At 60.5% G+C, this 18,112-nt stretch carries 14 protein-coding genes and 1 tRNA gene; 13 read left to right on the top strand and 2 right to left on the bottom strand.

The window, feature by feature from the left end:
- The first annotated feature begins 4 nt into the window (after positions 1-4).
- Complete coding sequence (locus DLM45_RS07090) at positions 5-1,102, top strand: esterase-like activity of phytase family protein (RefSeq protein WP_246317204.1); 1,098 nt, start codon at positions 5-7, stop codon at positions 1,100-1,102.
- A 46-nt stretch (positions 1,103-1,148) separates the two neighbouring features.
- Here the strand turns inward: DLM45_RS07090 and rpmB are convergent, their stop codons facing one another.
- Positions 1,149-1,445 carry a 50S ribosomal protein L28 gene (gene rpmB, locus DLM45_RS07085; RefSeq protein ID WP_181336470.1) on the bottom strand — a complete coding sequence of 99 codons (297 nt, stop codon included), beginning with the start codon at positions 1,443-1,445 and terminating at the stop codon, positions 1,149-1,151.
- A 309-nt stretch (positions 1,446-1,754) separates the two neighbouring features.
- Here rpmB and DLM45_RS07080 point away from each other — a divergent pair, with 309 nt between their 5' ends.
- The 5 genes from DLM45_RS07080 (at position 1,755) to DLM45_RS07060 (ending at position 8,242) form a co-directional block, all read left to right on the top strand.
- The gene (locus tag DLM45_RS07080) at positions 1,755-2,609 is read left to right on the top strand and encodes a DUF3108 domain-containing protein (RefSeq protein WP_181336469.1); all 855 of its coding nucleotides are present in this window, start codon (positions 1,755-1,757) and stop codon (positions 2,607-2,609) included.
- Positions 2,610-2,713: 104 nt separating this feature from the next.
- The gene (locus DLM45_RS07075) at positions 2,714-5,887 is read left to right on the top strand and encodes a helicase-related protein (RefSeq protein WP_181336468.1); all 3,174 of its coding nucleotides are present in this window, start codon (positions 2,714-2,716) and stop codon (positions 5,885-5,887) included.
- A complete protein-coding gene (locus DLM45_RS07070; RefSeq protein ID WP_181336467.1) occupies positions 5,887-6,324 on the top strand; it encodes an RNA-binding S4 domain-containing protein in 438 nt (145 codons plus the stop codon). The genes DLM45_RS07075 and DLM45_RS07070 overlap by 1 nt, the downstream gene beginning before the upstream one ends.
- A 108-nt stretch (positions 6,325-6,432) precedes the next feature.
- A complete protein-coding gene (gene fdxA, locus DLM45_RS07065) occupies positions 6,433-6,771 on the top strand; it encodes a ferredoxin FdxA (protein WP_181336466.1) in 339 nt (112 codons plus the stop codon).
- Between the two features lie 463 nt (positions 6,772-7,234).
- Positions 7,235-8,242, top strand: coding sequence for a CarD family transcriptional regulator (locus DLM45_RS07060; protein WP_181336465.1), 1,008 nt, complete (start codon positions 7,235-7,237; stop codon positions 8,240-8,242).
- Between the two features lie 19 nt (positions 8,243-8,261).
- On the opposite strand, the gene DLM45_RS07055 is transcribed toward DLM45_RS07060, so the two are convergent.
- Positions 8,262-9,236, bottom strand: coding sequence for a thermonuclease family protein (locus tag DLM45_RS07055; RefSeq protein WP_246317202.1), 975 nt, complete (start codon positions 9,234-9,236; stop codon positions 8,262-8,264).
- A 391-nt stretch (positions 9,237-9,627) separates the two neighbouring features.
- Here DLM45_RS07055 and DLM45_RS07050 point away from each other — a divergent pair.
- From DLM45_RS07050 to DLM45_RS07020, 7 genes are all read left to right on the top strand, one after another.
- A tRNA-Arg gene (locus DLM45_RS07050) sits at positions 9,628-9,704 on the top strand.
- Between the two features lie 145 nt (positions 9,705-9,849).
- Complete coding sequence (locus DLM45_RS07045) at positions 9,850-10,473, top strand: response regulator transcription factor (protein ID WP_181336463.1); 624 nt, start codon at positions 9,850-9,852, stop codon at positions 10,471-10,473.
- Between the two features lie 240 nt (positions 10,474-10,713).
- Complete coding sequence (locus DLM45_RS07040; RefSeq protein WP_181336462.1) at positions 10,714-11,931, top strand: aminotransferase class V-fold PLP-dependent enzyme; 1,218 nt, start codon at positions 10,714-10,716, stop codon at positions 11,929-11,931.
- A gap of 128 nt (positions 11,932-12,059) precedes the next feature.
- Positions 12,060-13,025, top strand: coding sequence for an HpcH/HpaI aldolase/citrate lyase family protein (locus DLM45_RS07035; RefSeq protein ID WP_181336461.1), 966 nt, complete (start codon positions 12,060-12,062; stop codon positions 13,023-13,025).
- A gap of 48 nt (positions 13,026-13,073) precedes the next feature.
- Positions 13,074-14,237 (top strand): malate--CoA ligase subunit beta, encoded by a 1,164-nt coding sequence (locus DLM45_RS07030; protein ID WP_181336460.1) that lies wholly within the window; start codon positions 13,074-13,076, stop codon positions 14,235-14,237.
- Positions 14,238-14,254: 17 nt separating this feature from the next.
- Positions 14,255-15,154 (top strand): succinate--CoA ligase subunit alpha, encoded by a 900-nt coding sequence (gene sucD / locus DLM45_RS07025; RefSeq protein WP_181336459.1) that lies wholly within the window; start codon positions 14,255-14,257, stop codon positions 15,152-15,154.
- 93 nt (positions 15,155-15,247) lie between these two features.
- On the top strand, positions 15,248-18,112 hold the full coding sequence (locus DLM45_RS07020) for a phosphoenolpyruvate carboxylase (RefSeq protein ID WP_181336458.1): 2,865 nt from the start codon (positions 15,248-15,250) through the stop codon (positions 18,110-18,112).

Below are 18,112 nucleotides of genomic sequence, written 5' to 3'. Positions count from 1 at the left end.
CCTCTTGAAGTATTGGCGATCAAGACCGAGCACGGCTGTTGTTGCGGCGGCGGTACTTGCGGCGTTGACCCAGTTGGCCATTCCGGCGGGCGTTCTTGCCGATTCTGGTACGCACGCCGCCACTGAGAAATCCGGCGCGCCGATCAGGATCGACGCATCCCCCATTCGCAATTTCGCGCGCTTCGACGACGCCGCGAACACGAATGATCTCGGCAAGGTGACGTTTCGCGGCGGTCTCGTTCTCAGTTCGCCGTCGCCGGACTTCGGCGGATGGTCCGCCTTATTGCTGGACGATGAGGCCAAGTCGCTGTTCGCGATCTCAGATGTCGGAACATGGTTGAGCGGGAGAATTGTGTACGACGGCACGAGCCCGAGCGCGATTACGGATGCGCGCCTGGGACCGTTGCAAACGCCAGACGGCGATCTGTCGGGCCGGAAGCGCGATAGCGACTCCGAGGCGGTTGCGCTCGAAAGCGGTACGATCGCGAATGGCACGATCCTCATCGGGTTCGAGCGTCGTCACAGGATCACGCGCTATTCCGGATCGTCCGCAGGCGTCATTTCTCGTGGCGGCGGCCTTCCACTCCCTGCGAGCGCACGAAAGATGCGTTCAAACCAGGGTATCGAAGCGCTAACGGTGCTGAAGGGCGGACCCTACAAAGGCGCGCCGATCGCGTTCTCAGAGCGCCTTTATGATGCGTCGCGCAATCACACGGGCTGGCTGTGGACCAAGAAAGGCCCACAGAAGCTGTACCTCAAGAACATCGGTGACTTCGACGTTACCGACGTGTCGAGCCTGGACGACGGGACGCTCTTCGTGTTGGAGCGCAGATTCCGCTGGACCGAGGGCGTCAAGATGCGGTTGCGGCGCATTCCGGCGGGCGACGTCACGCCAGGGCGGACGATGCAAGGCGAGATTCTGCTTGAAGCCGACCTCAAGAGCCAGATCGACAATATGGAAGGCCTCGCGGTAACGCGCCTCAAAACCGGCGAGGTGCTGGTCACGATGATCTCAGACGACAACTTCAGTCATCTGATTCAGCGCACGCTGCTGTTGCAGTTCACGGTGAATGAAGCCGGGCACGCAAAAGCCCGGCCATAGGAAAATCCCGGCCGGGCTGAAATCAGGTATCGATCGCGTGCGCGGTTTAAGCGGCGGCCTTGGCGGCCTGCACTTTCTGAATTTCGCGCTTCAGCTTGAGGCAATCCGCCGACAGCTCGTCGTTGTCTGCCTTGATCAGGAAGGCATCGAGGCCACCGCGGTGCTCAACGGACTTCAGCGCGCGAGCCGTGATGCGCAAGCGCACTTTCCGGTTCAGCACATCGCTGATCAGCGTGACTTTGCAGAGGTTCGGACGAAACTTGCGCTTCGACTTGTTCTCTGCGTGGCTCCTGTTTTGACCTGACAGCGGAAGAGTGCCGGTCAGTTCACAACGCCTGGTCATAACGGTCTCCTGCGGCGCAGCCCGTTACCGGGGAGCGGCCTGTCGAATATCTGCTAAGGCAGAAAAATAAAGAATGCGCCCCGCAAGGCTCGCTCACGGGGATCGCTCAGGAGCGGTGTATAATTGAGGGGCGGGATAGCCGTCAAGCCGCCGATTTCACCCAAATGGCCCAGGCCGCAGTGAAAACGACCCCCGCTCCGGACGGCCGGATAGGCCATTCGGCGGCCCCTGAAAGTCCAAGAATCGTCGCAAAGTCCGCCTAACGCAAGGGCTTGCAGTCGGGGTTTCAGAAATCCGGGGACGTTAGGTATGGGAACGTGCACAGCCGAAGCGCCGGTTCGCGGCGTCCTATTCGGCGTTTTCGTCGCCCTGGCAGCCTTTGCCGCAGCTCCGGCTTCGGCGACAGAAGCCGCTTGGCCGAGCGAAGTGAAGGGGCGCTACAAGCTGTCGTTTAATGGCTTTGAAGTCGGCGCCTACGATTTCAAGTCGACCACAACCGGAAGCACGTATACCGCCGTCGGCAACACCAAGATTTCTGCTCTCTTTGGCGCGTTCAAGTGGAGCGGCACGTTTTCGAGCACTGGCTCGGTGTCGAGTGCCGGGCCGCAGCCCGCCAAATACGAAATGCGCTACCAGACGAAGTCGAAGACCGCCTCAGTAAAAATGGGGTTCAGCGACAAGGGCGTGAAAACGATCGCCCTGGTGCCGAACAAGCCGCCAGCTCCCGAAACGGTCAAAGTGAAGCCGGAAAACCTGCTTCGCGTCTTCGATCCGGTTTCCGCAACGCTCGCCATTTCGAACGCATCGGGCGCAGACGCCTGCAATCGAACGATTCCAATATTCGACGGCAAGGCCCGTTTCGATCTGCGTCTCTCATTGAAGGGGCGCGAAGCCATCAAAGAAAAGCAGGCGTCCGGGCAGCCGCGTGAACTTGTGGTATGCCGCGTGAAATATCTTCCAATCGCCGGCCACAAACCCAAGGATTTCGTTAATCCGTGGATCGATTACGATCATATTGAGATTGCTCTGCGCGCCATTCCGAGCGCTGGCATCTATGTCCCCTACCGGATCACCGTTCCCTCGACCATCGGTCCTGCCGTCATGACTGCCGAGGAGATCCGCATTACATCCGCAGGCAATGCTCAGATCGCGCTGAGACAGTAAAACCGCGCACGCCGCCGCATTGGCGGTTCATGGCACACTTAGCCCCTTGATCTCAGGGCTCCGCTCTGCAATGCCAGGGTCTCATCCGGAGTCAAAGTGCCCAAATGGTAAGTGATCTCGAAGCCCGCATCCGAAACGTCACCGCGGTGCTTGGACCGACGAATACTGGTAAGACGCATCTCGCCATCGAGCGCATGTTAGGTCATTCCAGTGGCATGATTGGGCTGCCGCTTCGGCTGCTAGCGCGCGAAGTCTACGACAAGATCAAAGCCCGCGTCGGTGTTGAGAACGTTGCGCTGATAACGGGCGAAGAAAAAATCAAGCCGGAACGCGCGCGCTATTGGGTTTCGACAGTCGAAGCCATGCCGCGCGATATCGATGTCGATTTTCTCGCGATCGACGAGATCCAGCTTTGCGGCGACCCCGAGCGTGGCCACGTTTTCACAGACCGACTGCTGCACGCGCGCGGCCGCTCTGAAACATTGCTCCTTGGCGCGCAGACAATGCGCGACGCTATTGGCGATCTCATTCCCGGCGCCAACTTCATTGCGCGGCCGCGGCTTTCAAAACTGACCTATAGCGGCGAAAAGAAAATCACGCGCTTGCCGGCGCGTTCTGCGATCATCGCGTTTTCCGCACAGGAAGTTTACGCCGTCGCGGAGTTGATCCGTCGCCAGCGTGGTGGCGCGGCCGTTGTTCTTGGCGCGCTGTCACCCAGGACACGCAACGCTCAGGTCGCGCTCTATCAATCGGGTGACGTTGAATTCCTCGTCGCGACTGACGCGATTGGCATGGGACTCAATCTCGATCTCGATCACGTCGCCTTCTCGGCGCTTCGGAAATTCGATGGGCAGAACCATCGCAATCTGACGCCTGGAGAAATTGCGCAGATCGCAGGCCGTGCAGGCCGCTACATGAATGACGGCACATTTGGTGTGACCGGCAGCGCCGAACCGCTCGACGCCGATACCGTCGAACGGCTTGAAACGCACAGCTTCGATAGCGTGCGCAATCTGCAATGGCGCAATCGCGATCTCGACATGTCGTCGCTCTCGGCTCTGCATGACTCGCTGCGCCAGCTCCCGCGCGAGCAGCGCCTGACACGCGCACGCACGGCAGACGACATGGCGGCGCTCGAAGCGCTGAGCAATGACACCGAAATCGCGGCCATCGCTTCGACACGCGACAACGTCGCGCTGCTTTGGGATGTTTGCCAGGTTCCGGACTATCGGAAGATTTCCGGCCAAAGCCACGCCGAACTCATCTCGAATCTTTATCGTCACCTGACGAGTGGGAACCACCGTCTTCCGGAAGACTGGTTTGCCCATCAGGTCTCGCTGGCTGATCGCACCGATGGCGACATCGACACGCTCGCCACGCGTATCGCGCACATCCGCACGTGGACGTTCGTTGCCAACCGGCCGAACTGGCTCGCTGATCCGCAACACTGGCAGGCGCGTACGCGCGCAATCGAAGACAGCCTTTCCGACGCGCTGCATGAATGTCTCACGCAGCGTTTCGTTGACCGACGCACGAGTGCCCTAATGAAAGGAATGCGCGACAAGGACGAACTGACGGCCGATATCGGCGACGATGGTTCGATCACGGTCGAAAATCATTTTGTCGGACGCCTGAAAGGTTTCCGCTTCACGCAGGACGCTGGCGCTGATGGCGTTCACGAACGCGCAACGCGCCAGGCGGCCATGCAGGTTGTCACGCGCGAACTCGGCATGCGTGCGCGCCGCGTGGCAGCCGCTCAGAACGAAGCGTTCAAGCTGACGCGCGATGGAATCATCCTGTGGCGTGACGAAGAGATCGCGAAGCTCGACCGTGCCGATGATCCTCTTGAGCCGGGTGTCTCGCTGCTCGTCGACGATACGATGAGCGAAGCCGACCGCGAGAAAATCCTCGCGCGCCTCAAGACCTGGGTCAGCGATCAGATTGCGGAAAAGCTCAAGCCCCTTGTCGATATGGGCAAGACAGGAGAGCTTCAGGGCCTAGCGCGCGGGATCGCGTTCCAGCTCAAGGAAAGCCTGGGCGCCCTGAAGCGCGAAACGGTCGCGAACGAGATCAATGCCCTCGATCAGGCAGCGCGCGCGGAGTTGCGCAAATACGGTTTGCGCTTCGGCGCGTTCAACATATTCTTCCCGCTCATGTTGAAACCGGCCCCTGCCGATCTCGCTGCAACCCTCTGGCAGCTGAAGAACGGCAAGCCGGAAGATGCCCCGCCGAACCTTCCGCGTCCTGGCCTCACCTCGGTTGTGACCGATCCCGCAACGCCTGATGCACTCTATCGCGCGCACGGTTTCCACGTCTGCGGTCCGCGCGCCGTCAGGCTCGACATTCTCGAACGTCTGGCAGATCTGATCCGGCCGCTGCTCGCGTGGCGCGCATCCCCTGACCGCCCCGATGCGCCACCGAAGGGCTCGACCGGCGATGGTGGTTTCCGCACGACCGACGACATGATGTCGATCCTGGGCTGTTCCGCGGGCGAACTCGGTGAAGTGTTGAAGGCGCTTGGGTTCCGTAGCGAAAAGCGCCCGATTGAATCCGCAGTTCCCGCTACCCCCGCCGAGGTGCAACCGTCTGCAACAGACGGCGAAACACCGCCAGCCGCAGAGACCTCGACAACACAAGCAGAACCAGCCGATGAACCGGCAACGGTCGTCGCTGTCTCCGAAACCAACGACGCGGAATCCTCGACTGAAGCTGCGGCTGCTCCGTCCTCAGAGCAAACTGCGCCTGTGGTCGAAGAGCAGGCATTTGAAGAAATCTGGCGTCCGCGCCGTCATGCCCGCCGCGAAGGATCGAACAACCGTCGCGAGGGTCGCGAAGGTCAAGGACGCCATCACCGCGGCCGCTCTCGCGACAATCGCTCGACGCAAACCCCGGCCGCAACGCCGGAGGCGGCTCAGGCGGGTGCCGCAGCCAACGGTTCGGAGACCGCATCGGGGCAGCCTTCGGCCGAAACGGGTTCGGAACGCCGCAACGACCGCCGTGGCCAGCAGCGTCAGCGCTTCGAAGGTCGCTCGTCCGATCGCGGTCCGCGCCGCGATGACGCTGGAAAAGGCGGGCGTGAGCACGATCAACGTGGCGGCCGTCAGAACGAAGGCCGACATGGCCGCGGCCCGCGCCGTGAAGAGCAGCGCCGCCCGGTAACGGTCATCTCCGCAGCGCCGCCGAAATCCGGAGCGGCCGACGCGTCTTCGCCTTTCGCGGCGCTCGCAGCGCTGAAGGCCCAAATGGAGAAGCGCGGCGAAGAGCCCGGCTCTAGCTGATGCCGGCCGAGCCTGCTGCTTCGACGCAGCGCATCGATCAATGGCTCTGGTTCGCGCGTATCGTAAAATCGCGAACCCTGGCGCAGGAATTGATCGAACGCGGCAAGGTTCGGCTCAATCGCGTCAAGGTCGTCAAGCCGAGCACCGTGGTCAAACCGGGCGACGGCCTGACACTCGTCGCCGGGCGCATCATCCGCAGTTTTGAGATCGTAGCGATTGGCGTGCGGCGCGGCCCAGCGAGAGAGGCGCAGCTTCTGTATCGTGACCTGACGGCGCCTCAGCCGCGCGAAGGCATCGCCAACCGCAAGCCGAAGGATAGCGAGACACAGGACGCCATGCCGCCAGCTGATCCGGCCGTCCGGGAGCAAGGCGCGGGCCGCCCCACAAAACGCGATCGCCGAGAGATTGAAAAGTTCAAGCGCCGATCAGACCTGTGACTCCATCTGGTCTAGGCAAGCCTCCAATGGCTGTGCTCTAAGGTGTTCGACCGTCTTGACGCGCGCGCCAAGAGCTGCGGCCGACGATCACTAGCCCCAGGAAAGAGCATGACTTACGTCGTCAACGATAAGTGCATTAAGTGCAAGTACACTGATTGCGTCGAGGTATGCCCGGTCGACTGCTTTTACGAAGGCGAGAACATGCTCGTCATTCACCCTGACGAGTGCATCGATTGTGGCGTGTGCGAGCCGGAGTGTCCCGCCGAAGCCATTAAGCCCGACACGGAACCCAATCTCGACAAGTGGCTCGAACTGAACCGCCAGTACGCTGACCAGTGGCCGAACATCACCGTTAAGAAACCGGCCCTCCCGGACGCCGATGCCGTCCAAAACGAACCGGATAAATTTGAGAAGTATTTTTCTCCAAATCCAGGTTCTGGGGACTGAGTTTTCTTCTATCTCGCTGAGATCACTCGGAAAGCTCGTCGTCAGAGATATTGAGCTGGGCCCGTTTTCGTCCTGTTTTGGCGCGTGCCTTAAGAGCGGCCAGATTGTTTCAGGATGTCGCCCTTCAATTCTCGGCGCCTTTGTGCTAGGGTGTTCTGGATGGCAAAAAGTCTGCACAAATCCGAAACGGCTGCGAACAAAAGCAGGCCGCCCATGAATTGTGGGCAGCCGAAAGAACATTATGGGGCGTTACGCAGTCTAATCAGGATCGGACGGAGTTTGCAAAGCTAGGCCACGACTGATCACGCGGGGAACCGGCCGTCTAGGTGACGGGGTTGGGTTCGTCGCGTGCGTGTCGTCGGCTGACGGTTTGGCCAGAGACAGAAACTCCCGCCGCGAATGGCGGCCTGAAGGCAGAGCCGATTCTACGGCGAGCCCAGTATGCGAGAGTGAGAAAACAAATATGGCGCAGAAGAAAAAAGCTCCGGTCAGCCCCAAGTCCGCAGCAAAACCGGCTGTTCGGAGGGCTGCTCCCTTGAAGGTGACCGCCAGTGCGCAGAAAACCGTGAAACAACCCGTGAAGGCTGAAGCATCGAAGGCGCCGGTCGCGAAAGCGAAGACGGCTGCTCCTGCCGCAGCCGCCAAGGCGACGGCTGTAAAGAAGCCCGTTGCGGTCAAGCCCGCAACAAAGACCACGGAAGCCATTCTGGCGAAAAAGCCAGCACTTGCAGCTGTTGCCGCGAAAGCAGGCATTCAGCAGCGGGCTATGCCTGCTGGCGCACACAAGCCAGCCGGGCAGAAAGTGTCGTCGCCCCTCGCTGGACCCCAGCCTGCTCAGCCGGTGACGCCGAAGGCGATCGCTGAAAAGGCTGCAGCCGCGAAGCAGTTGCTTGCTGTTCAGAAGAAGCCGGTGAGCCAGCGGCACGGCTTCAAAGCGAACGAGTTCGTTGTTTACCCCGCTCACGGCGTCGGCCGCATTGTTGGCATCGAGGAGCAGGAAATCGCGGGCATGTCGCTCGAGCTCTTTGTCATCACGTTCGACAAGGAAAAGCTCACGCTGCGCGTCCCGACCGGCAAGCTCGCCAGCGTCGGCATGCGTAAGCTCGCGGACGAAGCACTCGTCAAAAAGGCGATGGAGACGCTGAAGGGCCGCGCCCGCGTCAAGCGGACGATGTGGAGCCGCCGCGCACAGGAGTACGTCGCGAAGATCAACTCCGGAGATCTGATCTCGATCGCCGAAGTGGTACGTGACCTCTATCGTTCGGAAGCACAGCCTGAGCAGTCTTACTCTGAGCGCCAGCTCTACGAAGATGCTCTGGATCGCATGGCCCGCGAACTCGCCGCTGTCGAAAAGCTCGACGAACGCGGTGCGGTTCAGCGCATCACGGACATCCTGTCCAAGAGCGCAAAGGGACGTCGTCTGGCTGAGAACGAAGCGACTGCGACTTCCGTTGGTGAAGCGGCCGCCTAACGTCTCGCGCGTCGAGAGACTATAAGTTTACAGCGCCCGGCTCCGCAGACTCTAGCGGAGCCGGGCGTAATTCGTTCTGCCGGTCCGTTGCGTCGTCTGGCTCAGGTTCGAACGTCTCTTCCGAGATGACGTTCGCAGGCTTCGCCGCTCCAGGCACCGGCGCATGCGCCACGCCGGGCGTATCGTCTTCGTCGAGCATTTCGATCTGAGATGGATCGGAGACATCGATCTGCGGACCGTTGCGGCGCTCAATCCAACCACGAATGATGACTGTTCTTCCCTCCTGCGCCTGAAGTTTCGAGGCAAGGTCGGGATGGGCCGCAAGCACTCGCTTGCCAATGCGCACGGTAAAGTCAGTGCGACGGTCGGCGCCAAAATTCAGGTACGTCGCGCTCTTCGTCACGCCAACCGTTTGAACGTCACCGCGAACCAGCACATAGCGTTCGCGCTGCGCCATTAACGGCCCGGGATGCTCGGCACTCATTGTGCGGTAGACGCCGTTGCCCCAGAGGCCGCGGCGCTTCTCGCGCGCTTCAGCTTCGTGCGCCATGAGTTCGCGCGCGCAGGCAAAGCTCTCCGGCAGGCCATAGGCACGAGCATGCCCCGCAGCGAGCATGTTGCCTTGAACCCAATCGCGCAGCCCACGATCCTCAACGAAAACCTGCGCCAGATAGCGGCCATAGCGATCGGTAGAACGTCCGCCGAATGCCAGCCGCACTTTCTTTCCGAGCACGAGATCTGAAAGGAACGCAACAGCCGCCGTCTCGGGTGGCCAGGCATCGCGTTCGGCGCCCGCATCGCGTGCGCGTGGAGCCAGCGCGCCGATCAAGCGGACTGCCTTCCCGGTGTCGAGCACCAGTGTCTCCGCGTCGAGAACGCGGCTCACCGTGGCGACCGGGCCGGGCTCAAGCGTGCATGTGGGAAGTGGCTCGGCGCTGGCAGCAGAGGGTATCGGAGCCGAACCAAAGCTCAGCAATCCGGCAGCAACGCACAACGCTCGCCCCCACGCGCCCATAAGCGATAATGAGCATAACCTACGGACATCGCCAAGCGGCTTGCGCGTTGCTCAAGTTCGGCAACACGAAAACCAGACGGTGTTTGGAAGAGAAAACTGAGAGGACGACCGCGAACGGCCCTCGCGAGGCCCGCTAGAATTTCTCAATTCCACTCGCGCGTTCGCGGTCAGAATGAGTATAACTCGCGATCTCGAATTTTCTCAATTACAAGTAGAGGAGCTGAAAATGCGCACCGCTCGTAAGGTGTTAGCGCAAGGCTGTCGCGCGGCGTGGCAGATCTTGACCTCGCCATCGGCGGACCGCATAGCATCGGAGGCGTCGCATTCCGTGATTTGAGTGCGCCGAACATACGGCCGCAAGGCTTGGGCTGGCCCCGTAGCTCAGCTGGATAGAGCAACGGTTTCCTAAACCGTAGGTCGCAGGTTCAAATCCTGCCGGGGTCGCCAATTAGTCCGTCCTTGCCTTAAAATTTTATTATCTGTACCAATGACATAGAGGTTCGCAGTTTGTCCTGCCGGGGTCGCCACTTGGCGAACAATCCCGGTACCGAAGCCGGCGTTGGCCTGCGTATGTTTTTAGATGGTTGCGCCGATGGCATCCAAGATTGAGGTCTCGATCGTCGATCAAAACCCGGTCGTGCGTACCGGGTTGGAAACGCTGTTGGTGCGCGACGGCCGCTTCAGCGTCTCCGGCATCTACGCGTCCGGAGAAGATCTTCTCGCCGCCCTTCAAACCAAGCCCGTCGAAATCGTCATCGTCGGCTGGTCTCTGCCGGATATGACGGGTGGGGATGTCCTCACGCGCGTCCGTAAAGAGAAATGGCGCACCCGCATCATCATCTACACGGGCGAGCGATCGAGCGAAGTTCTCCGTACGGCGATCAAAAGCGGCGCATGGGGCTTCGTTGCGAAGACGGAAGAGCCGCAAGTTCTGCTTGAAGCCGTCGTGTCCGTAGCGCGCGGCCGCTTGTCGCTACCTTACGTCGACATCGATCTTTTGAACCACGATCCGCTCGAAAGCCTGACCGCGCGCGAGCGGGAATTGCTTGCTGCACTTGCGAACGGCTGGACCAACCTGCAAATCGCAGCGCGCACCGGCATCTCCCGCAATACGGTGAAATACCATCTAAAAAATCTCTACGATAAACTCGGTGTTTCAAACCGCGCGATGGCCGTTGCGCTTCATGTTTCCATTAACCGTAACGAACATCGCTGAGAACAGCACCGCATATTTGCAAGCGTTGTAGATTCCTTGGACCTTTGGGTGGGTAGCCGAAACTCGCCCAACCGGGTGTTGATCGTTTTTCGTTCGCACCTTCATGGTCAGGCTGCTAGTTAAAGACCAACGCCCGCGAATGCGACGGGCGGAAGGATCAGCAAAGCATGCCGAACGTTCTACCCCTGTATCCTTACAGGGGTCGTTCGGCTTGGCTCAACGCAGCGCGGAGAAACGCTCATGACCGTCACGCCTCACCTCTTTATTCCCGGCCCGACCAACATTCCCGACGCAGTCCGCATGGCCATGAACATTCCGATGGAAGACATGCGCTCGCCGGAATTTCCGAAATTCACGCTGCCGCTGTTTGAAGACCTGAAGAAGGCCTTCAAAATGAAGGACGGCCGCGTATTCATCTTCCCGTCGTCGGGAACGGGCGCTTGGGAATCGGCTGTCGAGAACACGCTCGCCACGGGCGACAAGGTTCTGATGAGCCGCTTCGGTCAGTTCTCGCTCCTCTGGGTCGATATGTGTGAGCGTCTTGGCCTCAAGGTTGAGGTTTGCGACGAAGAGTGGGGCACGGGCGTTCCGGTCGAAAAGTACGCCGACATCCTCGCCAAGGATAAGAACCACGAAATCAAAGCTGTCTTCGTTACGCATAACGAAACGGCAACCGGCGTTTCCAGCGACGTTGCTGGCGTCCGTAAGGCACTCGACGCTGCGAAGCACCCGGCCCTCTTGATGGTCGACGGCGTTTCCTCGGTCGGTTCGCTCGACATGCGTATGGGCGAATGGGGCGTGGACTGCTGCGTTTCCGGTTCGCAGAAGGGCTTCATGCTCCCGACGGGCCTCGGCATCCTCGCAGTCAGCCAGAAGGCACTCGACATCAACAAGTCGAAGAACGGCCGCATGAACCGTTGCTTCTTCTCGTTCGAAGACATGATCAAGACGAACGATCAGGGCTTCTTCCCCTACACGCCTGCAACCCAGTTGCTCCGTGGTCTCCGTACGTCGCTTGATCTTCTGTTCGCTGAAGGTCTCGACAACGTCTTCGCACGCCACACGCGTCTCGCTTCGGGCGTTCGCGCTGCCGTCGACGCATGGGGCCTGAAGCTCTGCGCGAAGGAACCGAAGTGGTACTCGGACACGGTTTCCGCCATTCTGGTTCCGGAAGGCATTGACAGCAACGCCATCACCAAGACGGCGTACTATCGCTACAACACGTCGTTCGGTCTCGGCCTCAACAAGGTCGCCGGCAAAGTCTTCCGCATCGGCCATCTCGGCATGCTCGATGAAGTCATGATCGGCGGCGCCCTGTTCGCAGCCGAAATGGCGCTCAAGGATAACGGCGTCAACCTCAAGCTCGGCTCCGGCACCGGCGCGGCTGCGGAATATTTCAGCAAGACCGCAACCAAGTCCGCAACGGCCCTGACGCCGAAGCAGGCAAAAGCTGCCTAACGAATAAATGCCCGGCCGCAAATGGCCGGGCATTTTCTGCGATTGCGCGCGGCGAACGCGACCGTCTCGCCGCGCCATCCCAACTTCAAAAAAACATCCGCTAACAATCCTAGGAAGGCGATCCCCCAATGAGCTACACGCTTTACCCGACCCGCAAGCAGCGCCTGCAGCGCTCGTATCTCGCAGTGCCGGGCTCCAACCCGAGCATGATCGATCGCGCACTCAAGAGCGCAGCCGACTATGTGTTTCTCGATTGCGAAGACGCCGTCGCGCCGCCCGAGAAAGAACAGGCTCGCAAGAACATCATTCAGGCGCTGAACGATCTCGACTGGAAGGGCGCGGGCAAGAGCGTCTCGGTTCGCATCAACGGCCTCGACACGCACTACATGTACCGCGACGTCGTCGACATCGTGGAGCAGGCTGGCTCCAAGCTCGACACGATCCTCATTCCCAAGGTCGGCGTTCCGGCTGACGTCTACACGGTCGAATGCATAGTGAGCCAGATCGAAGTCGCGAAGGGCCTTCCGCACCAGATCGGCACCGAAGCCCTCATCGAAACGCCGCTCGGCATGGCAAACGTCGAAGCCATCGCGTCGGCAAGCAGCCGCCTCGAGTCCATGCACTTCGGCGTCGCTGACTACTCAGCCTTCAACAAGGCACGCACCGTCGTCATCGGCGGCTTGAACCCTGATTACCCGGGTGACCAGTGGCACTTCCCGCTGTCGCGCATGACCGTTGCCTGCCGCGCATTCGGCCTTCGTCCGATCGACGGCCCGTTCGGTGGCATCGACGATCCGGAAGGCTACAAGGCCGCCGCTCGCCGTGGCGCTGCTCTCGGCATGGAAGGCAAGTGGGCCATCCATCCGTCGCAGATCGAACTCGCCAACGAAATCTATTCGCCGACGGCGAAGGAAGTCGAACGCGCTGAACGCATCCTCGTTGCACTGAAGGAAGCTGAAGCTCAAGGTAAGGGCGCAGCGTCGCTTGACGGCAAGATGATCGACGCCGCATCTGAAAAGATGGCGCGCAACCTGCTCTCGACTGCCGAGCAGATCAAGAAGGCCGAGGCCGCTCACGCAGCTCAGAAGAAATAATCGAGTCGAATAGACAACGCATAAATTTCCCTGAGGAGGGTCCAAGAGATGGACGTTCACGAGTATCAGGCCAAAGAGCTTCTCGCGAAGTTCGGCGTGCCGATCGCGCGCGGCGGGCTTGCTTACAGCCCGGAGCAGGCAACCTATCGTGCAAGCGAGCTTGGCGGCACCGTCGTCGTCAAGGCGCAGATTCACTCTGGCGCGCGCGGCAAAGCCGGCGGCGTCAAAGTCTGCAAGAACGAGAAAGAGATCGAAGACGCGGCTGAGTTCATGCTCGGCCGCAAGCTGGTCACGCATCAGACCGGCCCGGCAGGCAAACTCGTCTCGCGTCTTTACATCGAAGAAGCGACCAACATCGATCGCGAGATTTATCTCGGCTTCGTGATGGATCGCGCCTCCGAGCGTATCGTCGTCGTTGCATCCGCTGCAGGCGGCATGGACATCGAGGAAATCTCTGCGAGCCAGCCCGACACGATCATCCGCGTGAGCGTTGATCCGGCCGTCGGCATGCAGCAGTTCCAGGCGCGTGAACTCGCGTTTGGTCTCGGCGTCGATCCGGAGATCGTCAACAAGCTCGTTCCGGCGATCATGGGATGCTACCGCGCATTCCGCGATCTCGACGCGACCATGGTTGAGGTCAACCCGCTCGTCATCACCAAGGAAAAGCAAGTTCTCGCGCTCGACGCCAAGATGTCGTTCGATGACAACGCGCTGTTCCGCCGTCCGCACATCGCAGAGCTGCGTGACAAGAGCCAGGAAGACCCGCGCGAAACCTACGCGTCGGATCGTGGCCTCTCCTACGTCGGTCTCGATGGCGACATCGGCTGCATCGTCAACGGCGCAGGTCTCGCCATGGCGACGCTCGACATGATCAAGCTCGCAGGCGGTGAGCCGGCGAACTTTCTCGACATTGGCGGCGGAGCGTCTCCGGAACGCGTCACCAAGTCGTTCAAGGCTGTTCTTCGCGACAAGAACGTCAAGGCGATCCTCGTGAACGTCTTCGCCGGTATCAACCGTTGCGACTGGGTTGCCAAGGGCGTTGTCGATGCCGTGAAGGAACTCGAGATCAAGATGCCGATCGTCGTTCGCCTCGCAGGTACGAACGTCGAAGAAGGCCGCAAGATCATCGACAACAGCGGCTTGACCGTCATCAGTGCAGATACTCTCGCTGACGCGGCCAAGCAGGCCGTCGACGCTGCGAAAAAAGCGTAAGCCCGGAGAAACGCACAATGGCTATCTTCATCAATGAAAAGACGCCGATCCTGATCCAGGGCTTCACCGGACGTATCGGCACCTTTCACGCTCAAGAAATGATCGACTACGGCTCCAATGTTGTCGGCGGTGTTACGCCCGGCAAAGGCGGTACCTCGCACCTCGGCCGTCCGGTGTTCAACACCGTGAAGGGCGCGGCCGATGAAACCGGCGCCGAAGCCTCGATCGTATTCGTTCCGCCGCCGTTCGCTGCGGACGCGATCATGGAAGCAGCAGACGCTGGCATCAAATACTGCGTCTGCATCACGGACGGCATTCCTGCTCAGGATATGATCCGCGTGAAGCGCTACATGCGCCGCTACAAGAAAGAGAGCCGCATGGTTCTCACCGGCCCGAACTGCGCCGGCACAATCTCGCCCGGTAAGGCGATGCTCGGCATTATGCCGGGACACATCTTCCTTCCGGGTCGCGTGGGCATCGTCGGACGCTCGGGCACGCTGGGCTATGAAGCCGCAGCGCAGCTCAAGGCGCTGGGCATCGGCGTTTCGACCTCGGTCGGTATCGGCGGTGATCCGATCAACGGTTCGTCGCATCGTGACATTCTCGAAGCGTTCGAGAGTGATCCCGAGACCGATGCCGTGCTCATGATCGGTGAAATCGGCGGACCGCAGGAAGCGGAAGCCGGTCTCTTCGCGAAAGAGCACATGAAGAAGCCGGTCATCGCCTACATCGCAGGCCTTTCGGCACCGAAGGGTCGCCGTATGGGTCACGCGGGCGCTATCGTTTCGGCATTCGGTGAATCGGCGGCTGAGAAGGTCGAGATCCTGAAAGGCTGCAACGTGACGATCGCCGCGACGCCGTCGGAGATGGGTTCGACGGTCGCGCAGGTTCTCAACCAGCGTAAGAAAGTCGCGTAAGCGAAAAATAAGCCGGAGCGTTCGCGCTCCGGCTTCAACTCGAGTTATAATTTACGCTTTAACGCAGTCCTTCCAGGACGCGGAGGCAGAAGCATGCAGGAAACGACGCCGAAAGATCACGGACCCGTTCTCGACGAGGCCGAACTGATCGAGGACCTAAAGCGGCTGCGGACGCAGATCCCAGACAATCCGTCGCTCAACCCAATTCTCAACGTCGCTTTCGATCTGTCGCGCCGCCTTGAGTCGAGCGAAGTTTCGTTTGAAGGGATCCAGGATCTCGCCGGGCGGCTGATGGACCGGGCGTGCGTTCGCCGTGCACGGCGTCTGCGCGAGAAAGTCGGCTACGTCGACCAAGCGACAACGCTGAAAGATTTCACGGCTTACGTCGAAAAGACCGCCAACGAAGCCTCTGGCTCCATCGAGGCGTTTGCTGCGCGCTGGTCGCGCGCACGCACCGGCATCGTTATGACGGCGCATCCCACGTTCGGCCTTTCGGACGCTCTCTACCGCCGCATGGTCGAGATCGCAGTTTCCGATCCGTCGACCAAGGACATCACAATCGGCATTCCGCATCGTCCAGAAGAAACGCTGACGCTGCAACACGAGCACAAGTGCGTTCAGGATGCGATCCGCAACCTGCGCAATGCTTACGAGGAATTGCTGCACGCATTCTTCAGCGTCGCATCGCAAAAATTCGGCGAAGCGGCATTCAAGCTGCGGCCCAAGCTGGCGACGATGGCATCGTGGGTCGGTTATGACCTCGATGGCCGCAACGATATTTCATGGACGTTCTCGTTCCATGTCCGGCTTCTTGAAAAGCGCGCGGCGCTCGCCGACGTGCGTGAGCGCTTCGTCGTCTTGAAGCACAAGCTCGAAGACGCGGATGACGCGCAGCGCGTCGCGCGCCAGATCGTCGGCAAGCTTGATCTCGCAATCGCGGCTGTCGATGAACAGCTCAAAGCTCTCGAAACGTTCGAGGGAGACCACGACTACCTCGCGAAGGCAGCCAACATCATCACAAAGTCCGACGGCTATAATCTGCTGTCGGTCGAGCCGTTGCAGCACCTGTTCGAACAGCTGATCGACACCGTATCGGCACCGCAGGTGAAGCGCGCGATCGCCGCGCTCTCTGGCCTTGTCGAAGCCACCGGCCTCGGCACGTCGCACATTCACCTGCGGATCAACGCGCTGCAGTTGAACAACGCGTTCCGTGCGTATGTTCACGAGCCGTGGACGCGCGACCTGACGGAGCGGCAGTCGCTTGCCCGCATCGTCGACATGATCAAGAACTGCCCGCAAGAGACGGTCAACTTCGCGACACTCGATCTCGAAACCGCGACCGCTATTCGCCAGTTCGCACTGACGGCGCAGATCCAGAAGCATGTCGACAAAGAAACGCCGATCCGCTTCCTGATCGCCGAAGCTGAATCGCCAGCAACGATCCTGATCGCGGTGTTCTTCGCGAAGCTCTTCGGCGTCGACCACATCACCGACATCTCGCCTCTCTTCGAAACGCCGTCGGGTCTCGAAAACGGCGCGCGCATCATGGAGCGCCTGCTCGAGGAAGAGACGTATCGCGAATACGTTCAGAACCGTAAGCGCCTGAGCATTCAAACCGGCTTTTCTGACGCTGGCCGCTTCATCGGCCAGATCCCGGCAACGCTCGCGATCGAACGCTATTACCACGGCCTCGCTGCGCTCGTTGCCAAGTCGAAGCTCGCCAGCGGTGTCGAGACGCTCATCTTCTCGACGCATGGCGAATCGATGGGTCGCGGCGCGCACCCCGGCGATCTGCATGACCGCCTGCATTATTTGATGACGGATGAATCGCGCCGCCGGTTTGCCGACGCCAAGATCCCCGTGAAGCATGAAACGAGCTTCCAGGGCGGCGATGGCTACATGTATTTCGGCAACCGCGCGCTCACCACGCGTGCGCTGGCGTCCGTGGTGATCGACGGTGAAATTCCGCCGCCGCCGAACGATCCGTTCTATGCCGAGCAGAACTTCAGCCTCGACTTCTTCCTGCGGCTGCGCGCGTTCCAGCAACGCTTGTTTGCGCACGACGGCTATCGCGCTGTGCTCGGCGCATTCGGCCCGAACCTCCTCTTCAAGACGGGATCGCGGCCGGTGAAGCGTCAAGGCGAGCACTCGTCCGATCGCGGCAACCCGGCACGCATGCGCGCGATTCCGAACAACGCGATCCTTCAGCAGTTTGGCTACACCGTAAACGTGGTGGCGGGACTGGGCGTCGCGGTTGGCAGCGAGTTCGACCACTTCAATCACCTCGCCAGGTCCTCGCCGCGACTGCAGTCGCTGCTCGCGATGATCGGCCACGCGAAGACCATTTCGAGCCTCAACGCGATGGCGGCGAACTCGAAGGTCTTCGACGCCGGACTATGGGCGGCGCGCGCATCTTGGGGACGCGAGCAATCGCTGAACACGCCGTTCCGCACCCTGGCAACGCACCTGTTGCCGGACGAGCGGCAGGAAGACATCGCGGAACTCGTGCATCTTCTGCGGCTCGACGCCATCGATTTGCACGCCATTCTCAGCGATCAGAATATCGACGATGGCGTAACGCCGGACGAGAACCGGCTGGAGCTCGATCTTCTGCAGGCGATCCGTCTTGCGCTGATCATGCGCATCTTCATCCTCGCAGCCCAACTTCCGCGCTTCACACCGCAGGACGGCCTCTCGCATACGCAAGTGCTCGATATGGCGCTCGCGCTCGAGGTTCCCGAAGTGCTTGCGGTGTTGCGCAAGGCCTTCCCGCATTCGGGCAAGACGCTTGGAGAAGATGTCGAAGGCGGGTTCGATGAAACGGCGAGCTATCGTCCGCGGGGCATCAACGACTATGGCCGCCTCGAAACCGAAATTCTGACGCCGATGGAAACCACGTACGAGTTCGTACGCGAGATCGGCACCGGCATCTCGCACCACTTCGGCGCGTTCGGTTGA

The organism is Hyphomicrobium methylovorum (assembly GCF_013626205.1).
Lineage (GTDB): Bacteria > Pseudomonadota > Alphaproteobacteria > Rhizobiales > Hyphomicrobiaceae > Hyphomicrobium_B > Hyphomicrobium_B methylovorum.
Note: the sequence above shows the minus strand (reverse complement) of the source record. Positions and strands in the feature narration are given on the sequence as shown.